At 33.2% G+C, this 23,523-nt stretch carries 18 protein-coding genes and 1 tRNA gene; 10 read left to right on the top strand and 9 right to left on the bottom strand.

Annotated elements, in window-relative coordinates; all coding sequences use genetic code 11:
- Window positions 1–15: 15 nt before the first annotated feature.
- Together BM088_RS10725 and BM088_RS10730 are read right to left on the bottom strand one after the other, a co-directional pair.
- Window positions 16–516, bottom strand: a complete 501-nt coding sequence (locus BM088_RS10725) for a hypothetical protein (protein ID WP_091983539.1) — start codon at window positions 514–516, stop codon at window positions 16–18.
- Window positions 517–637: 121 nt separating this feature from the next.
- Window positions 638–1,327, bottom strand: a complete 690-nt coding sequence (locus BM088_RS10730) for a flagellin (protein ID WP_091983541.1) — start codon at window positions 1,325–1,327, stop codon at window positions 638–640.
- A gap of 275 nt (window positions 1,328–1,602) precedes the next feature.
- Here BM088_RS10730 and BM088_RS10735 point away from each other — a divergent pair, with 275 nt between their 5' ends.
- Window positions 1,603–3,504: a methyl-accepting chemotaxis protein gene (locus BM088_RS10735; RefSeq protein ID WP_091983543.1), complete on the top strand. Its 1,902-nt coding sequence runs from the start codon at window positions 1,603–1,605 to the stop codon at window positions 3,502–3,504.
- Between the two features lie 53 nt (window positions 3,505–3,557).
- Here BM088_RS10735 and BM088_RS10740 read toward each other — a convergent pair whose 3' ends face one another.
- Window positions 3,558–4,457: a hypothetical protein gene (locus BM088_RS10740; protein ID WP_143085062.1), complete on the bottom strand. Its 900-nt coding sequence runs from the start codon at window positions 4,455–4,457 to the stop codon at window positions 3,558–3,560.
- Window positions 4,458–4,715: 258 nt separating this feature from the next.
- On the opposite strand from BM088_RS10740, the gene BM088_RS10745 reads away from it, so the two are divergent.
- Window positions 4,716–5,957, top strand: coding sequence for a DEAD/DEAH box helicase (locus BM088_RS10745; RefSeq protein WP_091983546.1), 1,242 nt, complete (start codon window positions 4,716–4,718; stop codon window positions 5,955–5,957).
- Between the two features lie 73 nt (window positions 5,958–6,030).
- Here BM088_RS10745 and BM088_RS10750 read toward each other — a convergent pair whose 3' ends face one another.
- The 3 genes from BM088_RS10750 to BM088_RS10760 all read right to left on the bottom strand — a co-directional run bounded on the left by BM088_RS10750 (window position 6,031) and on the right by BM088_RS10760 (window position 12,564).
- Window positions 6,031–7,920: a methyl-accepting chemotaxis protein gene (locus BM088_RS10750; protein WP_091983548.1), complete on the bottom strand. Its 1,890-nt coding sequence runs from the start codon at window positions 7,918–7,920 to the stop codon at window positions 6,031–6,033.
- A gap of 174 nt (window positions 7,921–8,094) precedes the next feature.
- Window positions 8,095–9,393, bottom strand: coding sequence for an NAD(P)/FAD-dependent oxidoreductase (locus BM088_RS10755; protein WP_091983549.1), 1,299 nt, complete (start codon window positions 9,391–9,393; stop codon window positions 8,095–8,097).
- A 279-nt stretch (window positions 9,394–9,672) separates the two neighbouring features.
- Complete coding sequence (locus BM088_RS10760) at window positions 9,673–12,564, bottom strand: TonB-dependent receptor (RefSeq protein WP_091983660.1); 2,892 nt, start codon at window positions 12,562–12,564, stop codon at window positions 9,673–9,675.
- Between the two features lie 713 nt (window positions 12,565–13,277).
- Here BM088_RS10760 and BM088_RS10765 point away from each other — a divergent pair.
- The 4 genes from BM088_RS10765 to BM088_RS10780 all read left to right on the top strand — a co-directional run bounded on the left by BM088_RS10765 (window position 13,278) and on the right by BM088_RS10780 (window position 17,933).
- Window positions 13,278–14,894 (top strand): alpha-glucosidase, encoded by a 1,617-nt coding sequence (locus BM088_RS10765; protein WP_091983551.1) that lies wholly within the window; start codon window positions 13,278–13,280, stop codon window positions 14,892–14,894.
- Between the two features lie 175 nt (window positions 14,895–15,069).
- A complete protein-coding gene (locus BM088_RS10770; protein WP_091983553.1) occupies window positions 15,070–16,140 on the top strand; it encodes a CDP-glycerol glycerophosphotransferase family protein in 1,071 nt (356 codons plus the stop codon).
- A gap of 12 nt (window positions 16,141–16,152) precedes the next feature.
- The gene (locus tag BM088_RS10775) at window positions 16,153–17,232 is read left to right on the top strand and encodes a pyridoxal-phosphate-dependent aminotransferase family protein (RefSeq protein WP_091983555.1); all 1,080 of its coding nucleotides are present in this window, start codon (window positions 16,153–16,155) and stop codon (window positions 17,230–17,232) included.
- Window positions 17,229–17,933 (top strand): phosphocholine cytidylyltransferase family protein, encoded by a 705-nt coding sequence (locus tag BM088_RS10780; protein WP_091983557.1) that lies wholly within the window; start codon window positions 17,229–17,231, stop codon window positions 17,931–17,933. The genes BM088_RS10775 and BM088_RS10780 overlap by 4 nt, the downstream gene beginning before the upstream one ends.
- Window positions 17,934–18,016: 83 nt before the next feature.
- Here BM088_RS10780 and BM088_RS10785 read toward each other — a convergent pair whose 3' ends face one another.
- Window positions 18,017–19,063, bottom strand: a complete 1,047-nt coding sequence (locus BM088_RS10785) for a CDP-glycerol glycerophosphotransferase family protein (RefSeq protein ID WP_091983559.1) — start codon at window positions 19,061–19,063, stop codon at window positions 18,017–18,019.
- 403 nt (window positions 19,064–19,466) lie between these two features.
- Window positions 19,467–20,756 (bottom strand): NCS2 family permease, encoded by a 1,290-nt coding sequence (locus BM088_RS10790; protein ID WP_091983561.1) that lies wholly within the window; start codon window positions 20,754–20,756, stop codon window positions 19,467–19,469.
- A gap of 161 nt (window positions 20,757–20,917) precedes the next feature.
- On the opposite strand from BM088_RS10790, the gene BM088_RS10795 reads away from it, so the two are divergent.
- From BM088_RS10795 to BM088_RS10805, 3 genes are all read left to right on the top strand, one after another.
- Window positions 20,918–21,409: a tetratricopeptide repeat protein gene (locus tag BM088_RS10795; RefSeq protein WP_091983563.1), complete on the top strand. Its 492-nt coding sequence runs from the start codon at window positions 20,918–20,920 to the stop codon at window positions 21,407–21,409.
- 87 nt (window positions 21,410–21,496) lie between these two features.
- Window positions 21,497–21,940 (top strand): SulA-like leucine-rich domain-containing protein, encoded by a 444-nt coding sequence (locus BM088_RS10800; RefSeq protein WP_091983564.1) that lies wholly within the window; start codon window positions 21,497–21,499, stop codon window positions 21,938–21,940.
- Window positions 21,941–22,005: 65 nt separating this feature from the next.
- A complete protein-coding gene (locus tag BM088_RS10805; RefSeq protein WP_091983566.1) occupies window positions 22,006–22,464 on the top strand; it encodes a YchJ family protein in 459 nt (152 codons plus the stop codon).
- 192 nt (window positions 22,465–22,656) lie between these two features.
- Here the strand turns inward: BM088_RS10805 and BM088_RS10810 are convergent, their stop codons facing one another.
- Window positions 22,657–23,172 (bottom strand): VC2046/SO_2500 family protein, encoded by a 516-nt coding sequence (locus BM088_RS10810; protein ID WP_091983568.1) that lies wholly within the window; start codon window positions 23,170–23,172, stop codon window positions 22,657–22,659.
- Window positions 23,173–23,404: 232 nt separating this feature from the next.
- On the opposite strand from BM088_RS10810, the gene BM088_RS10815 reads away from it, so the two are divergent.
- Window positions 23,405–23,489: transfer RNA gene (locus BM088_RS10815), tRNA-Tyr, on the top strand.
- Window positions 23,490–23,523: the final 34 nt, after the last annotated feature.

Raw genomic sequence — 23,523 nt, forward strand, 5'->3', positions numbered from 1 at the left:
GTCGTGCTATTTCCATTAATTACTTTCTTTTACATCATAACCATATTGTTGATTTATATCTTTTATCTCAAGTCGATATGAGTGATGATTTTGCCAACCTAAATCCATCATGCACTGTCTTTGCAGATCACTTTTTTGTAAACTCATACGCTTACGATTTATTGCACTGTTGGATAATGAGTTATTTTCAGTACACTGCTGCTGTGGATTGATGTTGCCAGAAACTGATGCATTAGCTGATTTTACTAAAGTTGTATTTTGACTACTTTCACAGCGATTACCATCTATTTTTTGAGAGATATATTTTTCACACTGATTTTTATTTTCACGGAACTTAGTCATGATCTCTTGTTTTTTTGTTAGATAATCTTTTCTATGCTTAACGCAATCACTATAAAAATCTCTATCATGCTCCATACAATACAACTGAGCATTTTTAATAGGGCTCGTACTTTTACATGCAATTAGCCCAAATATAGAAAAAATAATAAAAAATACAAAACTCTTTTTCATCATCACTTTATCCTATGAGTATGCTTTAAAATGATTATTTTAGTGTAGCATAAAGGAAAAAAATTGAACGAAATGATCTGGTACGTAAAGTAAAAAGGGTGCCTATTCACCAATGCCAAGTGTTCTAAACTAACTGATTTATGAGTAAGCCTTTTCGCTCTTCATCAGATTTTTTTACAATAAGGGATGCCTGTAACAATAAATTATTTTTTTGCTGTTCAGAGGTTTCTTGTGCGTAATCTGTATCTAAAATTCGTGAACGAGAGGCACTACTATTTATACTTGTTACCTCATAAGTTGCAATTTGACTCGAAAGTCCATTCGATTGGGCACCAATAGAAGTTGCTTGTTCACCAATATTGCTAAGTGCATCACTTATGACTGTCTGTGTTGCACTGGGATCATTAGCATCAAGACCTGAAATAAAATTTGACTGTCCTAAAGCTTGCTCTGCAACTAAATTAATTTCTTCCGTTAATTGATCAAATTCAGCCTGAACAGCTGAGTTCGAATATAAAGGGTTTCCTGATTGAATCGACAACTCATTGGCACGTTGTAAAGTATCTGTAATTGATGAAAGTTGTGCATCAGCCACATTATTTGCATTAATTTTATCTTGTGCATTGCCAACTAATCGATTTAGCCCTTCTATCTGAGATGTTAAACGATTAGATAACTGTAACCCAGCAGCATCATCGCTTGCAGAATTAATTTTTAAACCAGAAGCTAATTTTTCGGATTGTTCTTCACGTTTTTTACTTTGGACATCTATAAAACTCATCATAGATGTTGGTTGACCTACAGAAAACTTCATTACGACACCTTTAGCATAAAAAACATACAACATTGTAAGTGTAAACTAAATTAAAGGCACGTAAATAAAAATTAGCGCAATAACCATAATAAATAAACTGAGATTTATAGTTTCAAATAAATAATACATATCGTGCATTTTTTATTCGATAAACTATATTCGATAAAGTCTTTAAAAATCTTAACCTTGAGGTGTCATTAAACTGAAATATAAATGTAATATTATAGCCATCTAAACGTCACTTAAATGTAGTAATTAATTAGTAAGGATCATTTATGAATTATTTAAGTATAAAATGGAAAATGGGGATATTAGCATTGTTATCAGCTATTGCATTCATTTTTTTGATTGCCTCCAATTATTTTGTTATTACTTCATTAACAAGTTTCAATAATATTTCTGTACAAGCAACTCAAATTCAAACTCATATGCTTATGCTTCGTAGGCATGAAAAAGACTTCATCGCCCGTAAAGATATGAAGTATTTAAATAAGTTTGAAAGCACATATAACACAATATCAAGCACCATAAATTCACTTAGTCAAAACCTAAACAATACAAATATTTCTATCGATAGAATAACGTCTTTAAAAAGAATTTTAGCTGAATATAAAGTGCAATTTGAACAGCTGGTCAAACAACAACAAGTGATAGGTCTACATTCAAAAGATGGCTTATATGGCGCATTAAGGTTTGATGTTCATCAAATTGAATTATTGATAAAGCACTATGAGACAAAACAAGGAGCCAGTACACAAACCCATAGTTTAATGCGAACTATGCTCATGCTTCGAAGACATGAAAAAGATTTTATGCTAAGGCGTCATTTAAAGTATGTTGATAAATTTAATAAACGTTTGGTGATAATGCGAGAAAAATTATCACATAATATTTTCAGTAATAAGTTTAATATAAATGCTAATAATGCCCTAAATAATTATGAAAATAAATTTTTAAAGCTTGTGTATGCTGAACAAGAATTTGGGCTTAACAGTACCAGTGGTATTTTAGGTGAAATGAGGCAAGTAATACATCAAAGTGAAACCTTATTCAATGAATTACATAATAAAATTTCATTACAAATTGAAGCATTTGTATACAAAGAAAAATTATTTAATATCTTAATAGGCATCAGCCTCATTTCGCTTACTATGGCATTATTTATCTTTATCGCAAATGGTGTTTCAAGCAGGATCAGTATTTTGTCTTCCTTCATGTCTGAAGCATCTAACAAACGAGATTTAAGTATTAGAGCAGATTTAGCAGGTAATGACGAAATCACTCTTATGGCTAATGTTTATAATATTATGATGACTGAGTTTGATGAACTGATGACTGAAGTTAAACATTCATCAATAGAATTAGCCGCTGCATCTCAAGATTTAAGACAATCTACCGTTGATACTAATCAAGGTGTTAATAAGCAACTAATAGACAGTGAGCAAGCTGCAACTGCAATGAATCAAGTGACTGATTCTGTTTCAGAGGTAGCAGCAAGTGCATCGGATGCAGCACAAGCTTCCACATCTGCAGATAAAGCTTCAATTACAGGGCACCATCTTGTTAAGGAAAATAAAAATAGTTTTACAAAACTTGTTGATGAAATTGAAAAATCGGCACTCATTATTGAACAACTCAGCGATGAAAGTAATAATATTGGTGATATGCTAAATGATATTCGTAGCATTGCAGATCAAACAAACTTATTAGCACTCAATGCGGCAATAGAAGCAGCAAGAGCCGGTGAACAAGGTCGTGGTTTTGCTGTCGTTGCAGATGAAGTACGTACTTTAGCAAAACGCTCTGCCGATTCGACTCAAGAAATTGAAAACGTTATTACGCGTTTACAGTTACTTGCAAAAAATGCAGTCATCGCAATGCATCAAGGCAAAATTCAAGTGCAAGAAGGTGTTACAAATTCGAATAGGGTAGAACGTGCTTTATTTGATATCAAAAATTCCAGTGAAATTGTTAATTCTATGAATTTACAAATAGCTACAGCAGCACAAGAGCAAAGCATGGTGACACAAGAAATTAATCAAAATATAATTTCTATTGCAAGTGTTGCTAAGAATACCTCAGTTCTGACTGAAACCATTTCAGTCTCAAGTGAACAATTAAAATTATTATCTGATCAATTAGGCGATAGGGTTTTAAAATTTAAGTTATCTAGCTAATTTCATATTTAACCTAGGCATTAATCTATTAATGCCTAGTTAAATACGTCATTTTATAACTCAAAGGCTGACGCTTTATTTTTTTCTTTTTCAATCTCTTGTTTCAAGTATTTTTTATAACTTTTAATGCATTCCGATAATGAATTTTCATAATTCACGTTTAATTCATCGATAGATTTAGCTAAGTAAGTTACTGAAAGGTCTTCAATTGTAATTAGTAATTGATTACCTCTATACTTTTTTTGATGTTTCTCTTGCTTAGGACGCGTTACTTCATTATAAAATTCAAGGTTCATACTATCATTCAGCCGGCCTTCATAAATTAATTTAGTTACCGAATAACCACCTTGAATTTTAGGCTTTCCTAATTTTTTCTTTAAGGCTTCGCTAATAACTTTTTGTCCTGGAGAACTTAAATAATGCTTAATAACAGCCATACCAATTACTTTTTTATTTCTATCAATCATGATTTCAAAATTGCTATATCCTTGCGCACCATTATGGACTTTGTAAGATTTCATGCCTAAATATTGCTTAGCTAAAGAAATTGCATATTTTTCATATTTAAATTTATTTTTTTTATGTTTTCCTTTAATTTTGCCAATTTGTTTAATTAATTCGGCACCACTTTCACTACATTCAAATGAGATTTTCTCTAATAAATCAGTTGGATACCAAGAACCTGGTGTTATAAAAATGGTTTTTGAATCTGGCTTTTCAGGTCGATTTAAATATCTGTCATTCAATACAGCACCTATAAAAATACGCCCTATGCCAAATGTATTCGCTGTATTACCAAAAGGTCCTTTTGTAAAATTATCAGCTTGAGCTAATTCAGGTTTTTTTGAAGCTAATAAATCACAACTAAAACAGAATAAACTGAAACAAAACACAAATACGATCATGCTTCGTATTATTAAATCAATGCTTTTTGTCAGATTAAATTTTGCCACTTTCATTCTCCCACATTAAATAGCACTTATTTTACTCAGCATATGTAATTAATCTTTAAGAGGTATAAGTCAGTGAGATACTTAAAAATGTCGCACCTTCTTTTATAAATTTAGCAGATAAAAGAATAAAATTTAAAGGTCTCGCATTGACTATTTTTTATTTCTTTTTTAAATTTCCACTGTGAATAACTTAATCTATGCCTTTTTCTTGTAAAACCTAGGTATAATGCCGCCATTATTTGTTATAAGTTGATCATCATGACTATATTTGCCGAATTAGGCCTAAACAAAACACTTCAAGCAAACATTAAACGCTTGGGCTATAAAACACCGACTAATATTCAAAAGAAATCGATTGGCGCTGTTTTATCTGGCGCTGATACCTATGCCATCGCACCTACGGGCACAGGTAAAACGGCTGCTTATTTATTACCCACCTTGCAGGAATTAAGTCAAACAGATCATAGTAATGATGAAATCAGACCAATAAGAGCCGTATATTTAGTACCAACAAGAGAGCTTGCACAACAGCTTGAGCTTTCAATTGCCAATTACGGCAAAGACCTTAATTTACGTACAATCTCTATTTTTGGCGGTGTTCGGATTGAGTCTCAGGTTAAGCGTTTTAAACGCGGTGCTGATATTGTAATTGCGACACCTAAGCGCTTGGTTGATTTATTAAAGTTAGGTACATTTTCTTTAGATAAAATAAAACACTTTGTGATGGATGAAGCCGACAGATTAGTTAGCATGGGGATCCAACAAGAATTAAGAACTATTTTAACGGCGTTACCTAAAAAAAGACAAATCGTTTTATTTTCAGCCACAGACTCAAAAACCTTAGCAAAATTTTCAAAAGACAATTTGTCTCATCAAAAAGAAATTAAAACTGAGCAACAACAACCTGCACAATCTAAGATTGTACATACCATGTACCGTTGTTATCGTAAACATAAAACAGGCCACTTAATTAGTTTATTAACCATGCTCAATTGCGATCGTGCCTTAATATTTACTCGTACTAAGCAAGATGTAAAAGAATTAACCCAATTATTAACTGAAAAAGGCTTATCAAACCAAGGTATTCACAATGAAGTTGCTCAAAAAAGAAGACAAGAACGTCTAACTGGATTCAAAAATGGTGAATTTAAGTTTTTAGTGGCAACAGATATCGCTTCACGGGGTATCGATTTTGACGACCTTTATTATGTGATCAATTTTGATTTACCAGTTAATAGCAACGATTATATTCATAGAGCTGGCAGAACGGCACGTAAATCAGTTAAACAAATAACAAACAGTGAAAAAGTATCTAAACAAAACCTTTCAAAAGATGTGATCACAACCAAACAATTTGAATTTTCGGATGCACCAAAAGTAACAGTTGATGATATCCAAGGACATGTATTTTCATTGGTTTGCCCAGAGCAAGAACGTTTAGTGCCTAAAATAGCCAATACATTAAATACTGAATTAAAACTCGATAAAACTCCTTGGTAGTTTTAACTTAAATATCTGTCTAATTTATCGATGAAATAGGGTCTATTCAGACCCTATTTAAATACTCTCTTATCTATACTTTAAATTTAAGTAACATTTGCTCAAGTTCATAAAATGCATTTTTAAGTAAAGTACACTCTTCTAACGTACCATTTAAATTTACCTGACCTGTACTATTTAACTCACTAATATGTGTAATTTCTTTATCCAATGAATCAATAACCTGACTTTGCTCAACAGTTGCATTTGCTACGGTTGAATTTACTTGGTCTATTTCTAAAATAGTTGTGGTTACCTTAGCCATCTGGTCTCCTGCTGAACGTGCTGATACCACACTATTTTCAGAGTCCTTCTGACTTTGGGTGATCACAGTCACAGCTTGTGAAGATCCATCTTGTAATTGGCCAATTGTTATTTCAATTTCTTTAGTAGACTCCTGCGTTCGTTGTGCTAACTGTCTGACTTCATCAGCAACCACTGCAAAACCACGCCCAGCTTCTCCAGCTCTTGCAGCTTCAATAGCAGCATTGAGTGCCAGCAAATTAGTCTGCTCACTCACACCTTTAATGACTTCTAATATTTGCCCTATGCTCGCTGTATGTTCACTTAAACTTGTTACTGAATTATGGGCTGATGCCATTTTTTGCGATAAGTAGTCAATTGCAGCAATATTCTCGTTTAATGTACTTTGACTATGTTCAGATTCTGTATTTGCACTATTTGCTAAATCTGATGCATTTTTTGCATTATTTGATATTTCAATGGCACTTGCAGATAGTTCATTAATTGCCGCAGCGACACTAGTTGTACAATGTGTTTGATCACTATACATATCTAATGTTGATTCAGTACTGGCAACTAAACTCTCAACTGATTTCTCTAAAGCAATTGTAGTTTCTTTTACTTGTATGATTGAGCTATGAATTTTATCAATAAATGCATTAAAATAACGTGACAGTTCGCCAAATTCATCATCAAACTCTATTGCAAGTCGCCTTGTTAAATCTCCCTCTCCTTGCGCAATGTCTTTAATTGCATCAGATACTCTATTCATAGGTTTCATTAAATAACGTAATGAAAGTTGCATCATTAGAATGATTGCAAAGACACCTAATATCATATAGATAGCTGCCATATTACGAAATGAATCTACTGAAGAAAATGCAATGTTTTTATCTATTACGACAGCCAAGTACCAGGTAACATTTTTTATTCCTTTAATTTCTATAAATGATACAAGGTGTGTTTCGCCATCTATATCATATTCAGCAAAATCACTTTTTAATGTCATAGTTTGACCAAATAACCGACTGAGCTCTTTATCGTTATATTCCTTATTTGGATGACTTAGTATGCGACCTTTTTTATTCACTAAAAAAGCATAACCATAACCTAAAAAATCTATACCATTGACAATTTCTGTAATTGTAGCCATATCGATATCACCACCAGCAACACCGGAAAACTGACCATTTATTAATATGGGCGCCACAGCTGAAATCGTAAATTCATTGGTAGTGACGTCTATATAAGGTGCTGTAAAAGCCGTTGAATTTTGTTCTTTTGCAAGTTGATACCAAGGTCGCTGCCTTGCATCATAATCACTGGGTAGTTCAATACTTGGGTCGTTTAGTACAAACGTACCATCTAATTTCCCAATATAAGTATTTTTAAAGTCACCAGATTTATTAGCTTGTTTTATTTGCATTAGGGTCAGTGATTGCACATCTTCTTGCTGATAAGTATTGGCAACAGAAACAACAATATTTAATTTACCATTTAACCAATTCGCAATATTTTGCGATACAGATTGTGATATTTCCTTTAATACTAATTCAAGTTGCTGCTCGGTTTGAGTCCGCATTGAAATAAAGTTATTAACTGTAAATAGCCCCAAAACCAAAACTAATACGATAGAAGCAGCCATCGTTATTTTGGTGGTAAATTTAAGCGAATGAAACATAAACACCCTAGAAGTATTATTTAAAATCTATTTAATATAATTAACACTAGGTTAACCCATTTAAGATGATATTTGAAAGCAGTTATCAATTTTTCATTTCAAACATCTGTAAAATTGTATTTGCACCTGTATTTACAGATGCAAAACACTTTTAAATGAATATATTTCAACCTTTTAGTGGAGTTTCATCCGTGGGCGAACAACTTTCATAAGCTTTTCCACTAGCCATAAAGCGAAGGTTTTCATACTGCCATGAATGGCACGTTGATGCATACGATATAACGACATATACATAATACGTGCTATTTTACCCTCAACAAACATAGAGTTCTGAGTTAAATTTCCCATTAAGCTTCCTACAGTACTAAAACGAGATAAGTTAACCAGTGAACCATGATCTGTATAATCAAATTTAATTAAAGGTTTTTGATCAATTTCATTTAAAATATTATGTGCAACATTCTTTGCCATTTGATGAGCAGCTTGCGCTCTGGGTGGTACAAAACTGCCATCTCCTTGCTTAAATGCACATGCATCGCCTAAAACATAAATAGAATCATCGACACTTGATTTAAGCATATCAGTTACAATTATTTGATTGGCGCGATTTAATTCAAATATATCAAGTTCTTTTATAAAATCAGCAACTTTAACACCTGCAGCCCATACTCTGAGGTCTGCTTTAATCAAAGTACCTTCCGATGTTAATAAACCAGCCTCATTTGCACTGGCTATTTTCGTATTTTCATGTACTTCAACACCTAGTTTCATTAATTCTTTTTTTGCTGAATGTGTGATCCTCTCAGGTAAAGCAGGTAGTATTTTAGGGCCCGCTTCAATCAAATAAACTTTTAACTTATCCGCCGTCATATTATTCAAACCATAACTTTTTAATAAAGCCGCAACATGATAAAGCTCAGCAGAAAGCTCAACACCTGTAGCACCCGCTCCTACAATGGCTATTTTCAATTCAGGTAATTTAGAATTCTGATGTATTTGAGTAAAGTGATTTAATAAAGCGTGTTGAAACCGTTCAGCTTGTTTATGAGAGTCTAAGAAATAGCACTGCTCTTTAACACCCGGTGTATTAAAGTCATTTGATACACTGCCTATCGCTATGACCAAGGTACTGTATTGAATTGTACGTTCCGCAAAAGAATGTGACATATTCTCATGGATCATTTTAAGTTTTATTGTTTTATCTAATTTATTGAGCGAATAAAACTCACCTAGTTGAAAACTAAAGCCATGCTTAGCCGCATGTGCAGAGTAAACTACACCATCAAGGCTAGTGTCTAATGAACCAGTTGCAACTTCATGCAATAAAGGCTTCCAAATATGGGTTCGATTTTTATCGATTAAAATGATATTTGCTTTATTTTTCCTTCCTAATTTATGACCTAACTGAGTTGCTAATTCAAGCCCACCAGCACCACCACCTATAATGACGATATTAGGTTTAATTGTTTGCATAGTTGTTCCCTTAATATTATTAAAGAACTAACCACTCAAGAGTATTTAGGTCTTTAACAACAACCAGCATAAAAAACCACATAAAAGCCAAACTGTAATTTTTTATTCTGAGTTTTAAAGATTATTAAAACTTAACAACACGCATTTTCATAAATGTATAGTGAACCTATTTATTGAGATGTACATATTTAATTTGTAACAAAATGACTTAATTATTAAATATAAAAAAATCGCCATCAAAATATTTGATAGCGATTTTATATATTAAAAACCTTTTAGCTAAAATTTGTAGTTAATACCTAAGTAATATTGTCGACCAAAACTTTTGTACTCACCTAATAAGGAATCAACACCATAATTGGCGACATTTGCTTCGTCTGTTAAGTTATTACCTTGTAAAACAGCTGTAACTCCATTTTCAAAATCATATGATGCTTGCATATCAACTGTTGTATATTCTTTTGATTTAATCGGTGTATTACTACCAGGAATAGCCATATTAATCACAAAATCATCTCTGTATCTCACATTTATATGTGTACTGAAATTATCTATGTCCCAAAATATAGTTGTGCTCCACACATTTTTTGATAAACCAGGCAAGTCCATCTTTTCCCCAAATAAGTTTCCGCCAGAAATTTCAGCTTCACTTTCAGTGTAAGAATAACTTGCAGTTAGACCTAAACCAGAAAAAACCCCAGGTAACTGTTCAAATGTTTGTGTTAATGCAAGTTCTAATCCTCTTATATATCCACCTTTATCACTATTTTGTTTAGTATAATAGTCACCTTTAACAAAACCTTCGGGGATCTCTATACCCACCCATTCATCATCAGGTCCATAAGCTGCATCTTCAACTAATGTATCTATGTCTTTCCAAAACAGCGCGACTGTTACAGCACCATTATCTTCAAAGTAATGTTCGTAAGATAAGTCAAATTGATTTGCCATAAATGGTTTGATAAAAGGTGAACCCTTAGACCAAACATTATATTCATCTCCGTCTACACCGGAAACCCAAGAACCCGCCCCCCCTTTCAATTGACCAGCAGGTGGACGACCCATTACTTTTGCAGCAGCAAAACGTAACATATCTTGATCAGTCATTTCTAAGTTTAAATTTAAAGAAGGTAAAACATCAGTATCTTTAGGACCATACTTAATGTGATCATAATTAGTACTTGTCACACCCACATCGTCTGTCATTTCAACACCTAAACCAGTGCCCACATTTTGAATGCCACTGGCTTTAACATCAGACTTTACAACACGAACACCAAAGTTACCGGTCAATGCAAGCCCTTGAACTTCTGTTTCAATATTTGCCATTAAATAATATGCAAATACTTTTTCTTCTAATTTACCAGATTCGATAAAGGTCCAGTCACGACTAAACACCTGTTTTCCCTGATAGTTTCCCGCACCAAATATACTGTCAGCCAATCCATTTAAATCTACTACAAGGTGATCAGGCGCACCATTAACTGAACCTATCGATGAAAATCCAGCAACAGATTGAGGCTCACAGGCCAATGTAGGAGAACTACTTAAATTATCAGCACACCAAGACTCCCAATTACCTTGTGCATTTACAGTATTAAACTGACCATCTCTACTACCATATAAAAAAGTGCCCCTATTTGAATCAAATGTGCGTTTTGAATAACGTATACCCGTTTCAATTGAAGATATAAATCCTGAGTCTAGGCTGTATTTAAAATCTACTTTTAAACTATCTATATCATCTAAATATTCATGAGGATATTCTTCATATCGCGATAACCTCATTAAGTTAGTATCTGTCAGATCAGTATTAAGTCCAAGAGTAGGTGTACCATCACCATTACTCATATATTGCATTATTTGCCCAGAAAGCTCTTGCCAAGTTTCTCCGGTTACACTTTGTCCATTTTCATTTAAACCCGTTGCACTACCAAATTCATAAGCATGAAGAGATGCTAGGCGATCTTTTCTAGTCGTTTTCCCTTCACTATGTGCTATATCAACTTTTAAGTTCGCATTATCAGTAATTTGCCAATCTATATTCAAACCAATTGCATCAGAGTCTGCCTGTATTGATTGATCTTCAGAGCGCGTTTCAAACCAAGGACTAGAATCATTACGTGTATTTGGGTTTGTTAGCCCTATTGTTGCACCGATTAAAGAGCCATTTACAATATTAGGATCTGTAATAGAAAAAAGGTCTGTATCACTGCCCAAACCACCAATAGTGACACCATGGCGAAGATCTTCAGACTCATATTCAGATTTAAAATAATCTAACTGCGCCTTAAAATTATCGTGTGGTTGATAAACCAATGTGGCTAAATATCCATTACGAATATCGGTTCCTGCACCTGCTTGATACTGTAAGGCTCTCACTCTAGTTTCTTCAGTTCCATCACCATTAACATCATCCTTCTGATAGCCAATTTGACCATCTGCCCCAGCACGAGCACCTTCAAAATTATTAGGTTGATCTAATCTTGAATAACCAAGACCTAAACCTAATGTTTCATCTAAAAATTTACCTTGATATGAGAAACTTATTTTATGACCATTTTCATCGGCACCCACATCTTTCGCAGCATCATTAAATGACGCTCGATAACTCGCAGTAAAGTTATTGTCTTTTTCAGCTTGCAAAGGGTTGGCTGTTTTTAATTCAACGGTTGCTGCAACCCCACCTTCAATATGAGACGCTTTCGGTGATTTAAAAACGGCTGCTTCAGTGATTAATTCTGCAGGATATTGGTCAAATGCCATCCAACGACTACTTTCTGTTCGTCCACTGGTACTCGCTTGCTCACGTCCGTTCAATGTTGTTTGAATAAAGTCGCCATTCATACCACGAATATTTAATTGTGAAGATTGCCCTGACTCACGAACAGTCGTCACACCAGATACTCGCCCAAGTGCATCTGCAATAGAAGCATCAGGTAAAACACCTAAATCACCAGAACCAATGAAATCGCCAACGACATCTGCATTTCTTTTGGTGTCTAATGCCTTAATAATACTAGACCTCACACCTCGCACTTCAATTACTTCAACTTCTTTTGCTGCGGCTTCTTTTTCTTTTTTAGTTTCTTCCACTGCATAAGCAGAAAATGAACCAACTCCAGCACTTAATAATGCGAGTGTTAATATACTTGGCTTGAAAACTGACATGTTGTTACCCCGATTAACCATTTATTAGTTCCAATTTCAGTGCGGTATATACGTGAGCATTGCACCAAAATGGGTTGCATTTGTTATCGTAAAAATCATACCGCCGACGCAATGTACGAAACAACAGCTTGCATACGTATTCAATGAAATCCAACACATTTCAGTTAACATTTTCATTACATAAAAATTTAAATTTATTTATTAAAACAAAGACTAAAAGCTTATTAATTAAACTCTTTCTTAAAATAAAAACAAACAAGCTAATACCCTCTAAGCCAGTGAAATCAATTAAAAGATATAAACTCATTATAAGTGATATTGCTATTTAAAAATAATGGAGAACATATAATATCACCTATAATAATTTGCATTTTCTTTTATTGTTAATTGGTTTTACCAATATACTGAAAATAACCATTTTGGTGCATTTGTTATTAGCCTTAGCGTTTATAAGCTTATATTTCATTTAGAGCTTTTTAAAAAGAGAATATTTGTTTTCGCTAAAACTAATTGGTCAAAATTTTATAAGTCCTCACATTTTGATATTCAAATAACCCCTATTAGAATTTTTAATTACAAATTTAAAATAATTTTCATGCATACGTATGTAGTGTTTTTACAGTAAAAATTTAATCACGTATGCTTTTATCAAAATCGCAATGACTAAAATAAAGACCTTATATATGTGTAATAAATAAGGTATGGAGAAAAGTATGGCTAAGCATAATTGGTGGCAAGGAGCCGTTATATATCAAATATATCCTCGCAGTTTTCAAGATACCAATAATGATGGAATTGGCGATATTCCAGGAATTATAAACCGCTTAGACTACATAAAAAGCTTAGGCGTAGATGCAATTTGGGTTTCTCCTTTTTTCAAATCTCCAATGAAGGACTTTGGTTACGATATTAGTGATTACCGTGATATCGATCCTATATTTGGCAACATTGCAGATTTTGACCGTTTAATCGAGCAAGCGCATCAACGCAATATTAAAATAATCATTGATCAAGTTCTCAGCCATACATCAGACCAACATGCTTGGTTTAATGAAAGCAGGCAAAGTCTTATTAACAATAAATCTGACTGGTATGTATGGGCCGATGCCAAACAAGATGGTACAGCGCCTAATAACTGGTTATCAATTTTTGGTGGACCAGCTTGGCATTGGGAGCCCCGTCGTAAGCAATATTACCTGCATAATTTTTTAACTGAGCAACCTGATTTAAATTTTCATAATCCCGAAGTACGGGCTCATGTTTTAGATAACATTGAATTTTGGCTTAAAAAAGGTGTTGATGGCTTTAGGTTAGATGCCATTAATTTTTGTTTTCACGATGAAAAGCTACGCGATAACCCTGCAAAGCCCGAAAAAAAACGAGAAGGTCGTGGTTTTAGTGAAGATAACCCTTATGCATTCCAATATCACTATTACAATAATACACAACCTGAAAATCTTGATTTCATGAAAGAGATACGTACATTATTAAATCAGTACCCAGGTACAGTGTCTTTAGGTGAAATATCCTCAGAGGATTCATTAGCGACCATGGCCCAATACACGGCCGATGAAGATAAACTGCATATGGGTTATAGTTTTGAATTATTAACCGATGACTATAGCGCTAGATATATTCGTGAAACGGTGCAATGCCTTGAATCTCAAATGCTTGAAGGTTGGCCTTGCTGGGCATTTAGTAATCATGATGTAACAAGAGTTGCATCACGGTGGAGCAAAAATGGTGTTAACTCTGAACAAGTAAAAATGCTAACCGCATTACTTGCATCCCTCAGAGGCAGTGTTTGCATGTATCAAGGTGAAGAGCTTGGTTTAGGAGAAGCAGAGGTTAATTTTGAAGACTTACAAGACCCATATGGCATTACATTTTGGCCAAACTTCAAAGGCAGAGATGGGTGTAGAACACCTATGCCATGGACAAATCAGTTAAACGGTAGTTTTTCATCAAACAAACCATGGCTACCTTTAGCCGACGATCATTTAGAAAAATGCATCAGTACTCAAGAGCTATCAAGTGACTCGATATTAAACGCATATCGCGAATTTTTAACTTGGCGTAAAATTTATCCTGCATTAGTGACAGGAAACATTGAATTTATTGATACTCCAGAGCCTATATTAGCTTTTTGGCGACATACTAATGCACAAAAAATACTCTGCTGTTTTAACTTAAGTGATGCTGTTGCAGAGTTTAAAATGCCCAATGCACTTAATAGCACCCCATTATCCCCTTTGACGCATAACAAAGGCCAATACCAAGCAAATAAAATCACGCTTCCCGGTTTTAGTTGCTTTTATGCTATGAGTTAAATTTCAATCCCTGCGAAGGTGAGCCAAGCTCACCTTTTTTATTTTCACAACAACGATTATTATATTTTGGAAAAATAAAATATCCTTTAAGCCTTTATAAGAAGCAAAGGTGGCTCACTAATATAATACTTTATGATATTATACTTAGCTGTTTATTGAATTGAATTATCATGTTATGGCTGAAAATCTAAATACGTCTGAATATCATGCAATCTTTTATATTGCATACCCCTATTATTTTCCTCATTTTTTACCCATTCATGAATACTTTAAACAACAAGGTAAAAATACGTTATTTATTTTATCCACAAAACAAAACTCTGAACTAATGGAAAAAATAGCCTCTGAAGAGCAATTAGATTTTGTATTTGGAAAAGATAATTTATTTAAATATAAAGCTGATGCTTTTTTCTTTGCAAAAAACACGGATTCAACAAAAGGTATTCAGGGTAAGACCCTATTTTTTGATCATGGTGTTGGTACAAAATACTGCAATTATCAGAAGGCCTGTGAATTATTTGACTATGTTATTATTGAAGGTACTTACCGAGTTGAAATGCTACAAAAAGAGTTACCTCAATTTCAACATAAAATAAAGTGTTTAGGATTTAGTAAGCTTGACCCTATGGTTAATGATAACTCAGATAATAAACATGAAATGCTAAAAAAATATAATTTAGACCCGAATAAAAAAACAATATTATATGCCCCAACATTTTTTCCATCTTCCATTGAAAAAATGAGCAGACATTTCACTGAAGATTTTTCTGAGTTTAATGTCATTATAAAACCACATTATTTATCTTTAGAAAGAAAAGCATATAAAAACCAACAAAAACTATTTAAACATTGGGCTTTATCAAATAATTGTTATATCCCGGATGTTTCTCAGTACAACTTAACTAAATTTATCAGTTTAGCGGATGTTATGATAAGCGATGAATCATCCGCTATTTTTGAATGCGTCGCATTAGATAAGCCTGTGATCATTAATCGTTTTTTAAAGTTACGCTGGTCGTATTATTTAAACCCTAAAAAGCTTATAAAGCGACTTGATCAAGGTATAGAGGTGTATCGTCGTGTCGGCTACAATCCAAAGTCCTATGATGCAATGAAAAACGATGTCATTTGCGCACTTGAAAATCCGAAAGAACACCAAAAATTACGCGCAGAAGTAACAAGTTCAATTTGTGGTATTGTGGACGGAAAAGTATCGCAACGCATTTTTGAACTCATTTATTCATAAAGTGATTAAAATATGAAACAAAATAAACTAATTTTTACCCCTGGTCCCGTAAAGGAATTTCCAGAAACAAATGCTATTGGTGGACAACAAACCCCTTACTTTCGTAACGATGAATTTTCTCAGGTGATGTTAGAGTCTGAAAAAATGCTTTTAGCATTAGTAAATGCACCGCAAAATAGTAAAGTAATTACTTTAACAGCCTCAGGTACTGCCGCGATGGAAGCTGCTGTACTTAATTTAGTATCCGTTGAAGATAAAACTTTAAGTATCGTTTCAGGTGGATTTGGACAACGTTTTTCAGACATTTGTAAAATTCATCAACGGGAGTGTCAGAGTTACCACCCTCAACAAGATGACGATTTAACCAATACTGATGTTTTATTACCCCATAAAGATAATGATATTTTATTGATCAACGCACATGAAACAACAATTTGCCATCAATTTAATTTAACTCAAATAGGTCAATTTTGTAAAAAGAATGATTTGCTTCATATTGTAGATGGCATTTCAGCTTTCCTCACAGATCCCTTAGACATGCAATTACATAATATTGATGCATTAATTGTGAGTTCTCAAAAAGGGTTAGCACTGCCTCCTGGTCTTGCAATGATAATTTTAACCCCTAAAGCAATTGATAAAATAATTCCAGAGCCTGCAACACTGTATTTTAAGTTTTCGGATTATTTAACGAATGCACAAAGAGGGCAAACACCCTATACTCCCGCAGTTTCAATCATTTTACAAATGCATCAAAGGTTAAAAAGTATCATTAAACAAGGTGGTATTGACTCTGCAATATCACATACTCAATCAATCGCACAATTTTTTAGAAATGGTATCAAAAACTTACCTTTAGCATTATATTCAAAGCATATGCCTAATAGTGTTACTGCACTCATTACAACAAACGGCCAACATGCAGGAGAACTTGTCGCAGATATTGAAAGTAAATATCAAATAGTGCTATGCCCAAATGGTGGCGCACTATCAAAAACCGTCTTTCGCGTTTCTCATATGGGCAATATAACACGTGAAGATACACAAAAATTACTTAATGTTTTACATGATTATTATGGAATAAACGTATGAAAGTTATAATTATGGCTGCAGGTGTTGGCAGCCGAATAAGCCGACACTTAAAAGATCATCCAAAATGCTGTGTTGATATTAATGGCAAACCTCTGATCCAACATACAATGGAGCTATTAAATAGCCAAGGCATAACTGATATTGCCATAATTTCAGGATATCACGATGACTATTTACAAAATGTTTTAAAGGACTTTGAATATAAACGTATTTTTAACCCTTTTTTCAGAGTCACTAATTCTTTAGCTTCTTTATGGTTTGCCCAAGAGTTTTTAGACTCTGACGAGGATGTTATATTTATGAATGGTGATGTATTTTTTGAAAAGGAAATACTCGATATTTTAAAAGAAACCGAGTTATCGCCACTCATGTTAGCTGACTCAACACGTATTGAAGATGCTGATTATCGCTTTACATGGCAAGATAATAAACTAACTGCTTTTGGTAAAGAACTGACAAATGCACAAACGACTGGAGAATATGTTGGTATTGGTAAATTTAATGCCTTAGATGCAAAAAAACTGATCACAAAAGTGAACTCTTTAGTTAATTCAGAGCAATACAATATGTGGTGGGAAGATGCGATATATCGCCAAATAGACAATGGCCAGATAATACACATTCATGATGTAAAAGGTTATTTTTGGGCAGAAGTCGATTATATAGAAGATTATGAACGCATAATAGCTTATTTAGCTTAATTTTCAGCTCATTATCGAAGTAAAGCTGATTTGAAAAATCAGCTTTACAATAAACACTCTAATAAAAACCCTGTATTCTTCAACTACCAAAACTTCCAATAATTAAGCTTTTTACGCATTTTGAATTGACGTAATATATCTATTGACTTTGCCTTTACAGGTTTACTTTCTTCAAGCACTTCATCTATTGCATCCAGCACTCTATAAGACGAGTTTGCATCATTATATGGATGAGTATGATCTATAAAAGTTTGTATCTTATCCATTAATCTAGAGGGGCGTAATAATGCATTTTCAATCGAACTTTCAAGTACTTCAGGGTCATTGATATCAATTAAATAGTCATCCGGTGAAATATTATTAAAGGTCACTACAGGCTTATGTAGCAATAAAAACATAATTAAAACAGAAGATGTATCACATACCATAACATCAGCTTGCTGTAATAAAGGTATCACATCATCCGTTTCAATAAACTCTAAATGCTCATTTTGAATTGACTTATACTTTTCTACAACCTCTAGAGACATTTTAGGATGAAATTGTACAAGCCAGCGCCACTTTCCTGTTTGACTAAGCTGTTTAACTTTTTCAAATAAATGAGGCGCACATGATAATTTTTTTGAAAATGTAGAACATAATAAAATCGTTTTTTTACCTTTATTATTAACCATATTATTTAATTGAAATAAAGGGTCTAACGCACTCCAACCTGTTTCTTTAACTTTGAAGGATTGATGATTTTTTTCTAATTCTAAAAACGCTGCTGTTGATTCAGGCCCTTGAGTACAATATAAATCAAAGCAATTTCTGACTTTATAATGATCGTTATTACCTTTTTTATCTAGCTTTCCCGCATCAAAACCATGAAAAATTGCAACATTAATACCAGGTAAAAATGTTGGTGCTATATTAGCGGGGTATAAAACAGCAAGGGGATCAAACTTTTTTATTTCATCAACACATTGGAGCCTTTTTTCGTTCTTATTAAAATACTCTAATGAAATATCTCTTCCCATTACAAACCAAGCAACCTCTCCCCCTCTTTCAACAATAGCAGCTTGAATGGGTCTTAAAATAGCGAAACTATAATTTTTAGAAATATAAAAAAGGTAACGTTTTGAAGGCATGCTATATATTTTATAAAATAGAAAAGGACTAAAATTTTACCATTTATCAAATAAAAAAAACAAGTCGATATATTTCTCTGAAAACGAAAAAAACCATCTTAAAGTATTGTATATTACCAATCTGTGAGTATGGGATTAACAAATTAAAATTTTATAAAAAATATTGTATTACCCAGCTTAATCGATACATCTGACACTCACCCTTTTTATAACAAGCATTTTAATTAAAATAATAACTCACAAAAAAGTGATGATTCTCCCGTTCTGAAATAGACCCTGCAGCGCATCAAGGGGAAATTCTCAGTATAGTCAGAAATATCATTTTTAGTTTCAAACTAATTATTGTTAGTTACAAGGTAAAACGTACCTTATTCTTAGATACGTTTTATTTTCAGTTTAAGGCCTACAAGAATGCAAACTTACTAATAAACATTACAGTCAAAATCCAAACACTTATGCTTACCTCATTTTTTTTACCACATAATACTTTTGCTGCTGTATAGGAAATAAAACCCAGTGCAATACCATTGGCAATTGAAAAAGTAAGTGGCGTCATAAGTAATACAACACATACAGGAATCGCATCCGTCATATCATCCCAATTAACTAATTTTAAATTAGATAACATGAGTACTGATACATATAAAATAGCACCGGCTGTTGCATATGCAGGCACCATAGCCGCAAGTGGCGCTAAAAATAGCATTAATAAAAAACAAATACCAACTACAACAGCGGTTAGTCCTGTTTTACCACCAACCGATACTCCTGCAACAGACTCTATGTAGGAAGTTGTTGTAGAAGTACCCAACATACTACCCGCTATCGTTGCAGTACTATCCGCACTTAATGCTTTCCCTAAGCGTGGAATATTCCCCTTTTTATCGGTTAAACCCGCTTTTTGTGTTACCGCAACTAAAGTGCCTGAGGTATCAAATAAATCAACAAACAAAAACGCAAATATTACACTAAGCATAGAGATATCAAATGCAGCTGCTAAATCAAACTGCATAAAAGTAGGTATTAATGAAGGAGGCATAGATACAATACCTTGATATTCAACTAACCCCGATATTACGGCAATAAATGTGACAATAAAAATGCTAAATAAAACACCGCTTTTAATATCTCTATGAATTAATGCAACTATCACAAAAAAACTTAGAATAGCCAATAAAGGTCCAGCCGATGATAAATCCCCTAATTGAACAAATGTAGCAGGACTCGCAATAATAATACCCGAATTTTTAAGTGCTATTAATGCCAAAAAAGCACCTATCCCTGTCGCAATAGCTTGCTTTAGTACCATAGGAATTGCATTAATAATCCACTCTCGAACTTTGAAAAGGCTTAATAACAAAAAAATACAGCCTGAAATAAATACAGCACCTAAAGCAGACTCCCATGAATAACCCATACCTAAAACAACACCATACGTAAAAAAAGCATTTAATCCCATACCTGGTGCTAAAGCCAATGGATAGTTTGCCCAAAAACCCATAATAAAACAGCCAATTGCTGCCGCAATACAAGTGGCAACAAAGGCCGCACCTTGATCCATTCCAGCTTCAGCCAACATCGCAGGGTTAACAAAAACAATATAAACCATCGTAATAAATGTTGTCAGACCTGCAATTAATTCTCTTGGTATATTAGAGCCTTGTGATTTAACTTTAAAAATTCTTTCAATCATAGAAATAATATATTTAATAAAAAGATATATTGTAGCCTAGGTTAACACTGCAGTACAAAATGAATACTCACCTGCTCCATATTTTTTTCATAGAAAGTTTTGAAGATCCTATTCATAAACTAAGCTCTATAACTAGATGAACATTGTGGGAGATATAAACAATGCTTGATAAAAACCTACAAGAAATGACACTTTTTGAGCTCGAAGAACAACTGTTAAATACATTTTCAAAATTAATTGATATCGTTGATTCAAACCACAAAAAAATCACTACAACAAATAAACAAATTCCCAGCACAGAACAATTATTTTCAACTGCGATTCACATGGCAAAAACAAAAAATGATGTGGGGGCAGCTAAATGGATGAGGCGAGCTGCAATATCTGGTCATGTGAAAGCACAATTTTATCTTGGATTAATGTTTGCAAAAGGAAATGGCCTACCACAAAGTGAATACCATGCTGTTACTTGGCTAACACTCGCAGAGTCACAAGGTTTAATAGAAGCAGTTGAAGCAAAGAATAAATTACAAAGATCTTTATGTGCTAAGCAAATAAAAGATGCTCAAACACAAGCTGCTAATATATATGAACAAATTCAAGATGATCAATTTAAAATATATATAGATGAGAAACAGGATGTAAAAAATTGATTAAAAAATGACAAAAAAAGCTTGCACCGAACAACTGTATAAACTACTGTATATAAATGTACTGTATAAATAACCAGTGAGAAAGTAATGCATCAGTCAATTGAAATCAGAAAAGTTAAAAGCTACAACATGACCCACTGTCAATCATCATTACATTCGATTGAAATTGAAGATGATATTTCAGCTACTTTTGAATTAATAAAAATTTTACATCAATACAATAGCCAAAATGGTTGGATGCTTTTAATTGCTCCAGATCATGTTCCGAGTAAATCGCTATTAGACTCTTGTTCGATTGATAAATCTAAGCTGCTAGTTATCAGAAAAAAACATTTATCTAATCTAGATTATGTTCTAAATTCTGCATTAAATAACGGTAATTTTTCTGCTGTGATAACTTGGACCAATATGCTTACTAAATACCAATTAGCATCTATAGCCAAAGTTAAATCATCATCTAATACAAATTTATATTGCTTTACCGATCAAAAAAAACCAAATAATACATTCCATATGAAAAAGAACAGTTAAATAATTAATGCTATAAAAAATTTGTTAGACTTTCACTTAATCAAAAAATAAAGTGACCTCCTTATATGTGTTTATGTGGAAATGAATTAAGTTTTAACCTATGTTGCCAACCTTTTATTAATGGTGACAAAATCCCCACCAATCCAGAAGCTTTGATGCGCTCAAGATATAGTGCATATAGTAAAGGGGATGCTGAGTATATTTACAAGACTTATGCTCAAGAAAAACAAGCTGAAAATCCAATTAAAGAAATTGCTGAATTTGCCAATAGCTGTCAATTTTTGAAACTTGAAGTGCTTGAAACTGATGACTTTATTGAAGAATCTTTTGTTACTTTTAAAGTACATTATTTATTTAGTAACTTATTATGTACTTTGCATGAAAAGTCAAAATTTATAAAAGAAAATGATTGCTGGAAGTATTTAGATGGAAACATTGAGGAAACACCAGAAATAAAAATCAATAGAAATGATTTATGCCCTTGTGGTAGTAATAAAAAATTTAAAAAATGTCATTACAAATAAAGGTCTTACAAAATAAAGTTAAGTTCCTTATTCTGTAAATTCTTAATTGCGTTAAATTACCTGCTTTCAGTTTGATAATTCAAATTTTAGTTATGCCAATTGATTGATTAAAAAAACAGCTAATTTAACCAAGGAAAAAATCAACAGCAAATAAAACACATTTAACATTCTCACTGACAATTTAGAAAAAATTTAAGCTTGTTGTAAAACCAAGTTATTATGGATTTCAGGACTTTTCAATTGTTCATAGAAACGCGCAGCATTCATTGGAGAATGGCTTAACTGGATATCTTTATTTTTCACTCTTTTTCTAACTGCTAATTCACAGTTATCTATAATTTCAGTACGAATATGAGTTACATCATTTCTAATAGCTAGCGGCTCTGGTGTTAAATAGTTCATTAACTTAAACTGCTCTAGACTATCACCTTGAACTATTTCCGCATTTCTTATGCCGATTAAAAAATCAATATGCTCAGGTGCTAATGTTTGTTCAACGCCAGCGCCCAGTGCTACTCTTAAGTTTTGATCCTGAGCATACAGTTCGCTAGGATCACTTTTAGGTAAAGCAAACTCAGAAAAGTCCAATGCATTCTGTGACAACATAGCTAAAAGTATTGAAAAATCATTTCGACGGTTTTCAGCAACACAAATAGACAATTGATTGCCTAATTGTGCTTCATTAATCAAAATGTCATCAAGTTGCATAAAACATAACCCAGTGGATAACTTACATATTAAACATCGGCTAGATTATGAAATTCTTAAATTTTATTTAAATAAAAATGGAATCGTTATTTTTTTGTTTCTCAATTGGATCTATCTTTTACCACAATGCTTAGTTTTCACTCTATTTGAACGGAATTAAGGCAAACAAACGATTTTTAAAAAAAATAACTTTACAGCTTAATTCTTTTTGTTAATATCTGCTCCGTGTTCTGGAGGGGTTCCCGAGTGGCCAAAGGGATCAGATTGTAAATCTGACGGCTCAGCCTTCGGTGGTTCGAATCCACCTCCCTCCACCACTTTTTTCTTGGCCGAATCAAGTGTGAATACAAG

This window comes from Pseudoalteromonas denitrificans DSM 6059 (assembly GCF_900112265.1).
Classification (GTDB): domain Bacteria; phylum Pseudomonadota; class Gammaproteobacteria; order Enterobacterales; family Alteromonadaceae; genus Pseudoalteromonas; species Pseudoalteromonas denitrificans.

Excerpts from the sequence above, each read along its gene's own strand:
- BM088_RS10725 (WP_091983539.1), bottom strand. The coding sequence starts at position 516 with ATGATGAAAAAGAGTTTTGTATTTTTTATTATTTTTTCTATATTTGGG.
- BM088_RS10730 (WP_091983541.1), bottom strand. The coding sequence starts at position 1,327 with ATGAAGTTTTCTGTAGGTCAACCAACATCTATGATGAGTTTTATAGAT.
- BM088_RS10735 (WP_091983543.1), top strand. The coding sequence starts at position 1,603 with ATGAATTATTTAAGTATAAAATGGAAAATGGGGATATTAGCATTGTTA.
- BM088_RS10745 (WP_091983546.1), top strand. The coding sequence starts at position 4,716 with ATGACTATATTTGCCGAATTAGGCCTAAACAAAACACTTCAAGCAAAC.
- BM088_RS10750 (WP_091983548.1), bottom strand. The coding sequence starts at position 7,920 with ATGTTTCATTCGCTTAAATTTACCACCAAAATAACGATGGCTGCTTCT.
- BM088_RS10755 (WP_091983549.1), bottom strand. The coding sequence starts at position 9,393 with ATGCAAACAATTAAACCTAATATCGTCATTATAGGTGGTGGTGCTGGT.
- BM088_RS10760 (WP_091983660.1), bottom strand. The coding sequence starts at position 12,564 with ATGTCAGTTTTCAAGCCAAGTATATTAACACTCGCATTATTAAGTGCT.
- BM088_RS10765 (WP_091983551.1), top strand. The coding sequence starts at position 13,278 with ATGGCTAAGCATAATTGGTGGCAAGGAGCCGTTATATATCAAATATAT.
- BM088_RS10770 (WP_091983553.1), top strand. The coding sequence starts at position 15,070 with ATGGCTGAAAATCTAAATACGTCTGAATATCATGCAATCTTTTATATT.
- BM088_RS10775 (WP_091983555.1), top strand. The coding sequence starts at position 16,153 with ATGAAACAAAATAAACTAATTTTTACCCCTGGTCCCGTAAAGGAATTT.
- BM088_RS10780 (WP_091983557.1), top strand. The coding sequence starts at position 17,229 with ATGAAAGTTATAATTATGGCTGCAGGTGTTGGCAGCCGAATAAGCCGA.
- BM088_RS10785 (WP_091983559.1), bottom strand. The coding sequence starts at position 19,063 with ATGCCTTCAAAACGTTACCTTTTTTATATTTCTAAAAATTATAGTTTC.
- BM088_RS10790 (WP_091983561.1), bottom strand. The coding sequence starts at position 20,756 with ATGATTGAAAGAATTTTTAAAGTTAAATCACAAGGCTCTAATATACCA.
- BM088_RS10795 (WP_091983563.1), top strand. The coding sequence starts at position 20,918 with ATGCTTGATAAAAACCTACAAGAAATGACACTTTTTGAGCTCGAAGAA.
- BM088_RS10800 (WP_091983564.1), top strand. The coding sequence starts at position 21,497 with ATGCATCAGTCAATTGAAATCAGAAAAGTTAAAAGCTACAACATGACC.
- BM088_RS10805 (WP_091983566.1), top strand. The coding sequence starts at position 22,006 with ATGTGTTTATGTGGAAATGAATTAAGTTTTAACCTATGTTGCCAACCT.
- BM088_RS10810 (WP_091983568.1), bottom strand. The coding sequence starts at position 23,172 with ATGCAACTTGATGACATTTTGATTAATGAAGCACAATTAGGCAATCAA.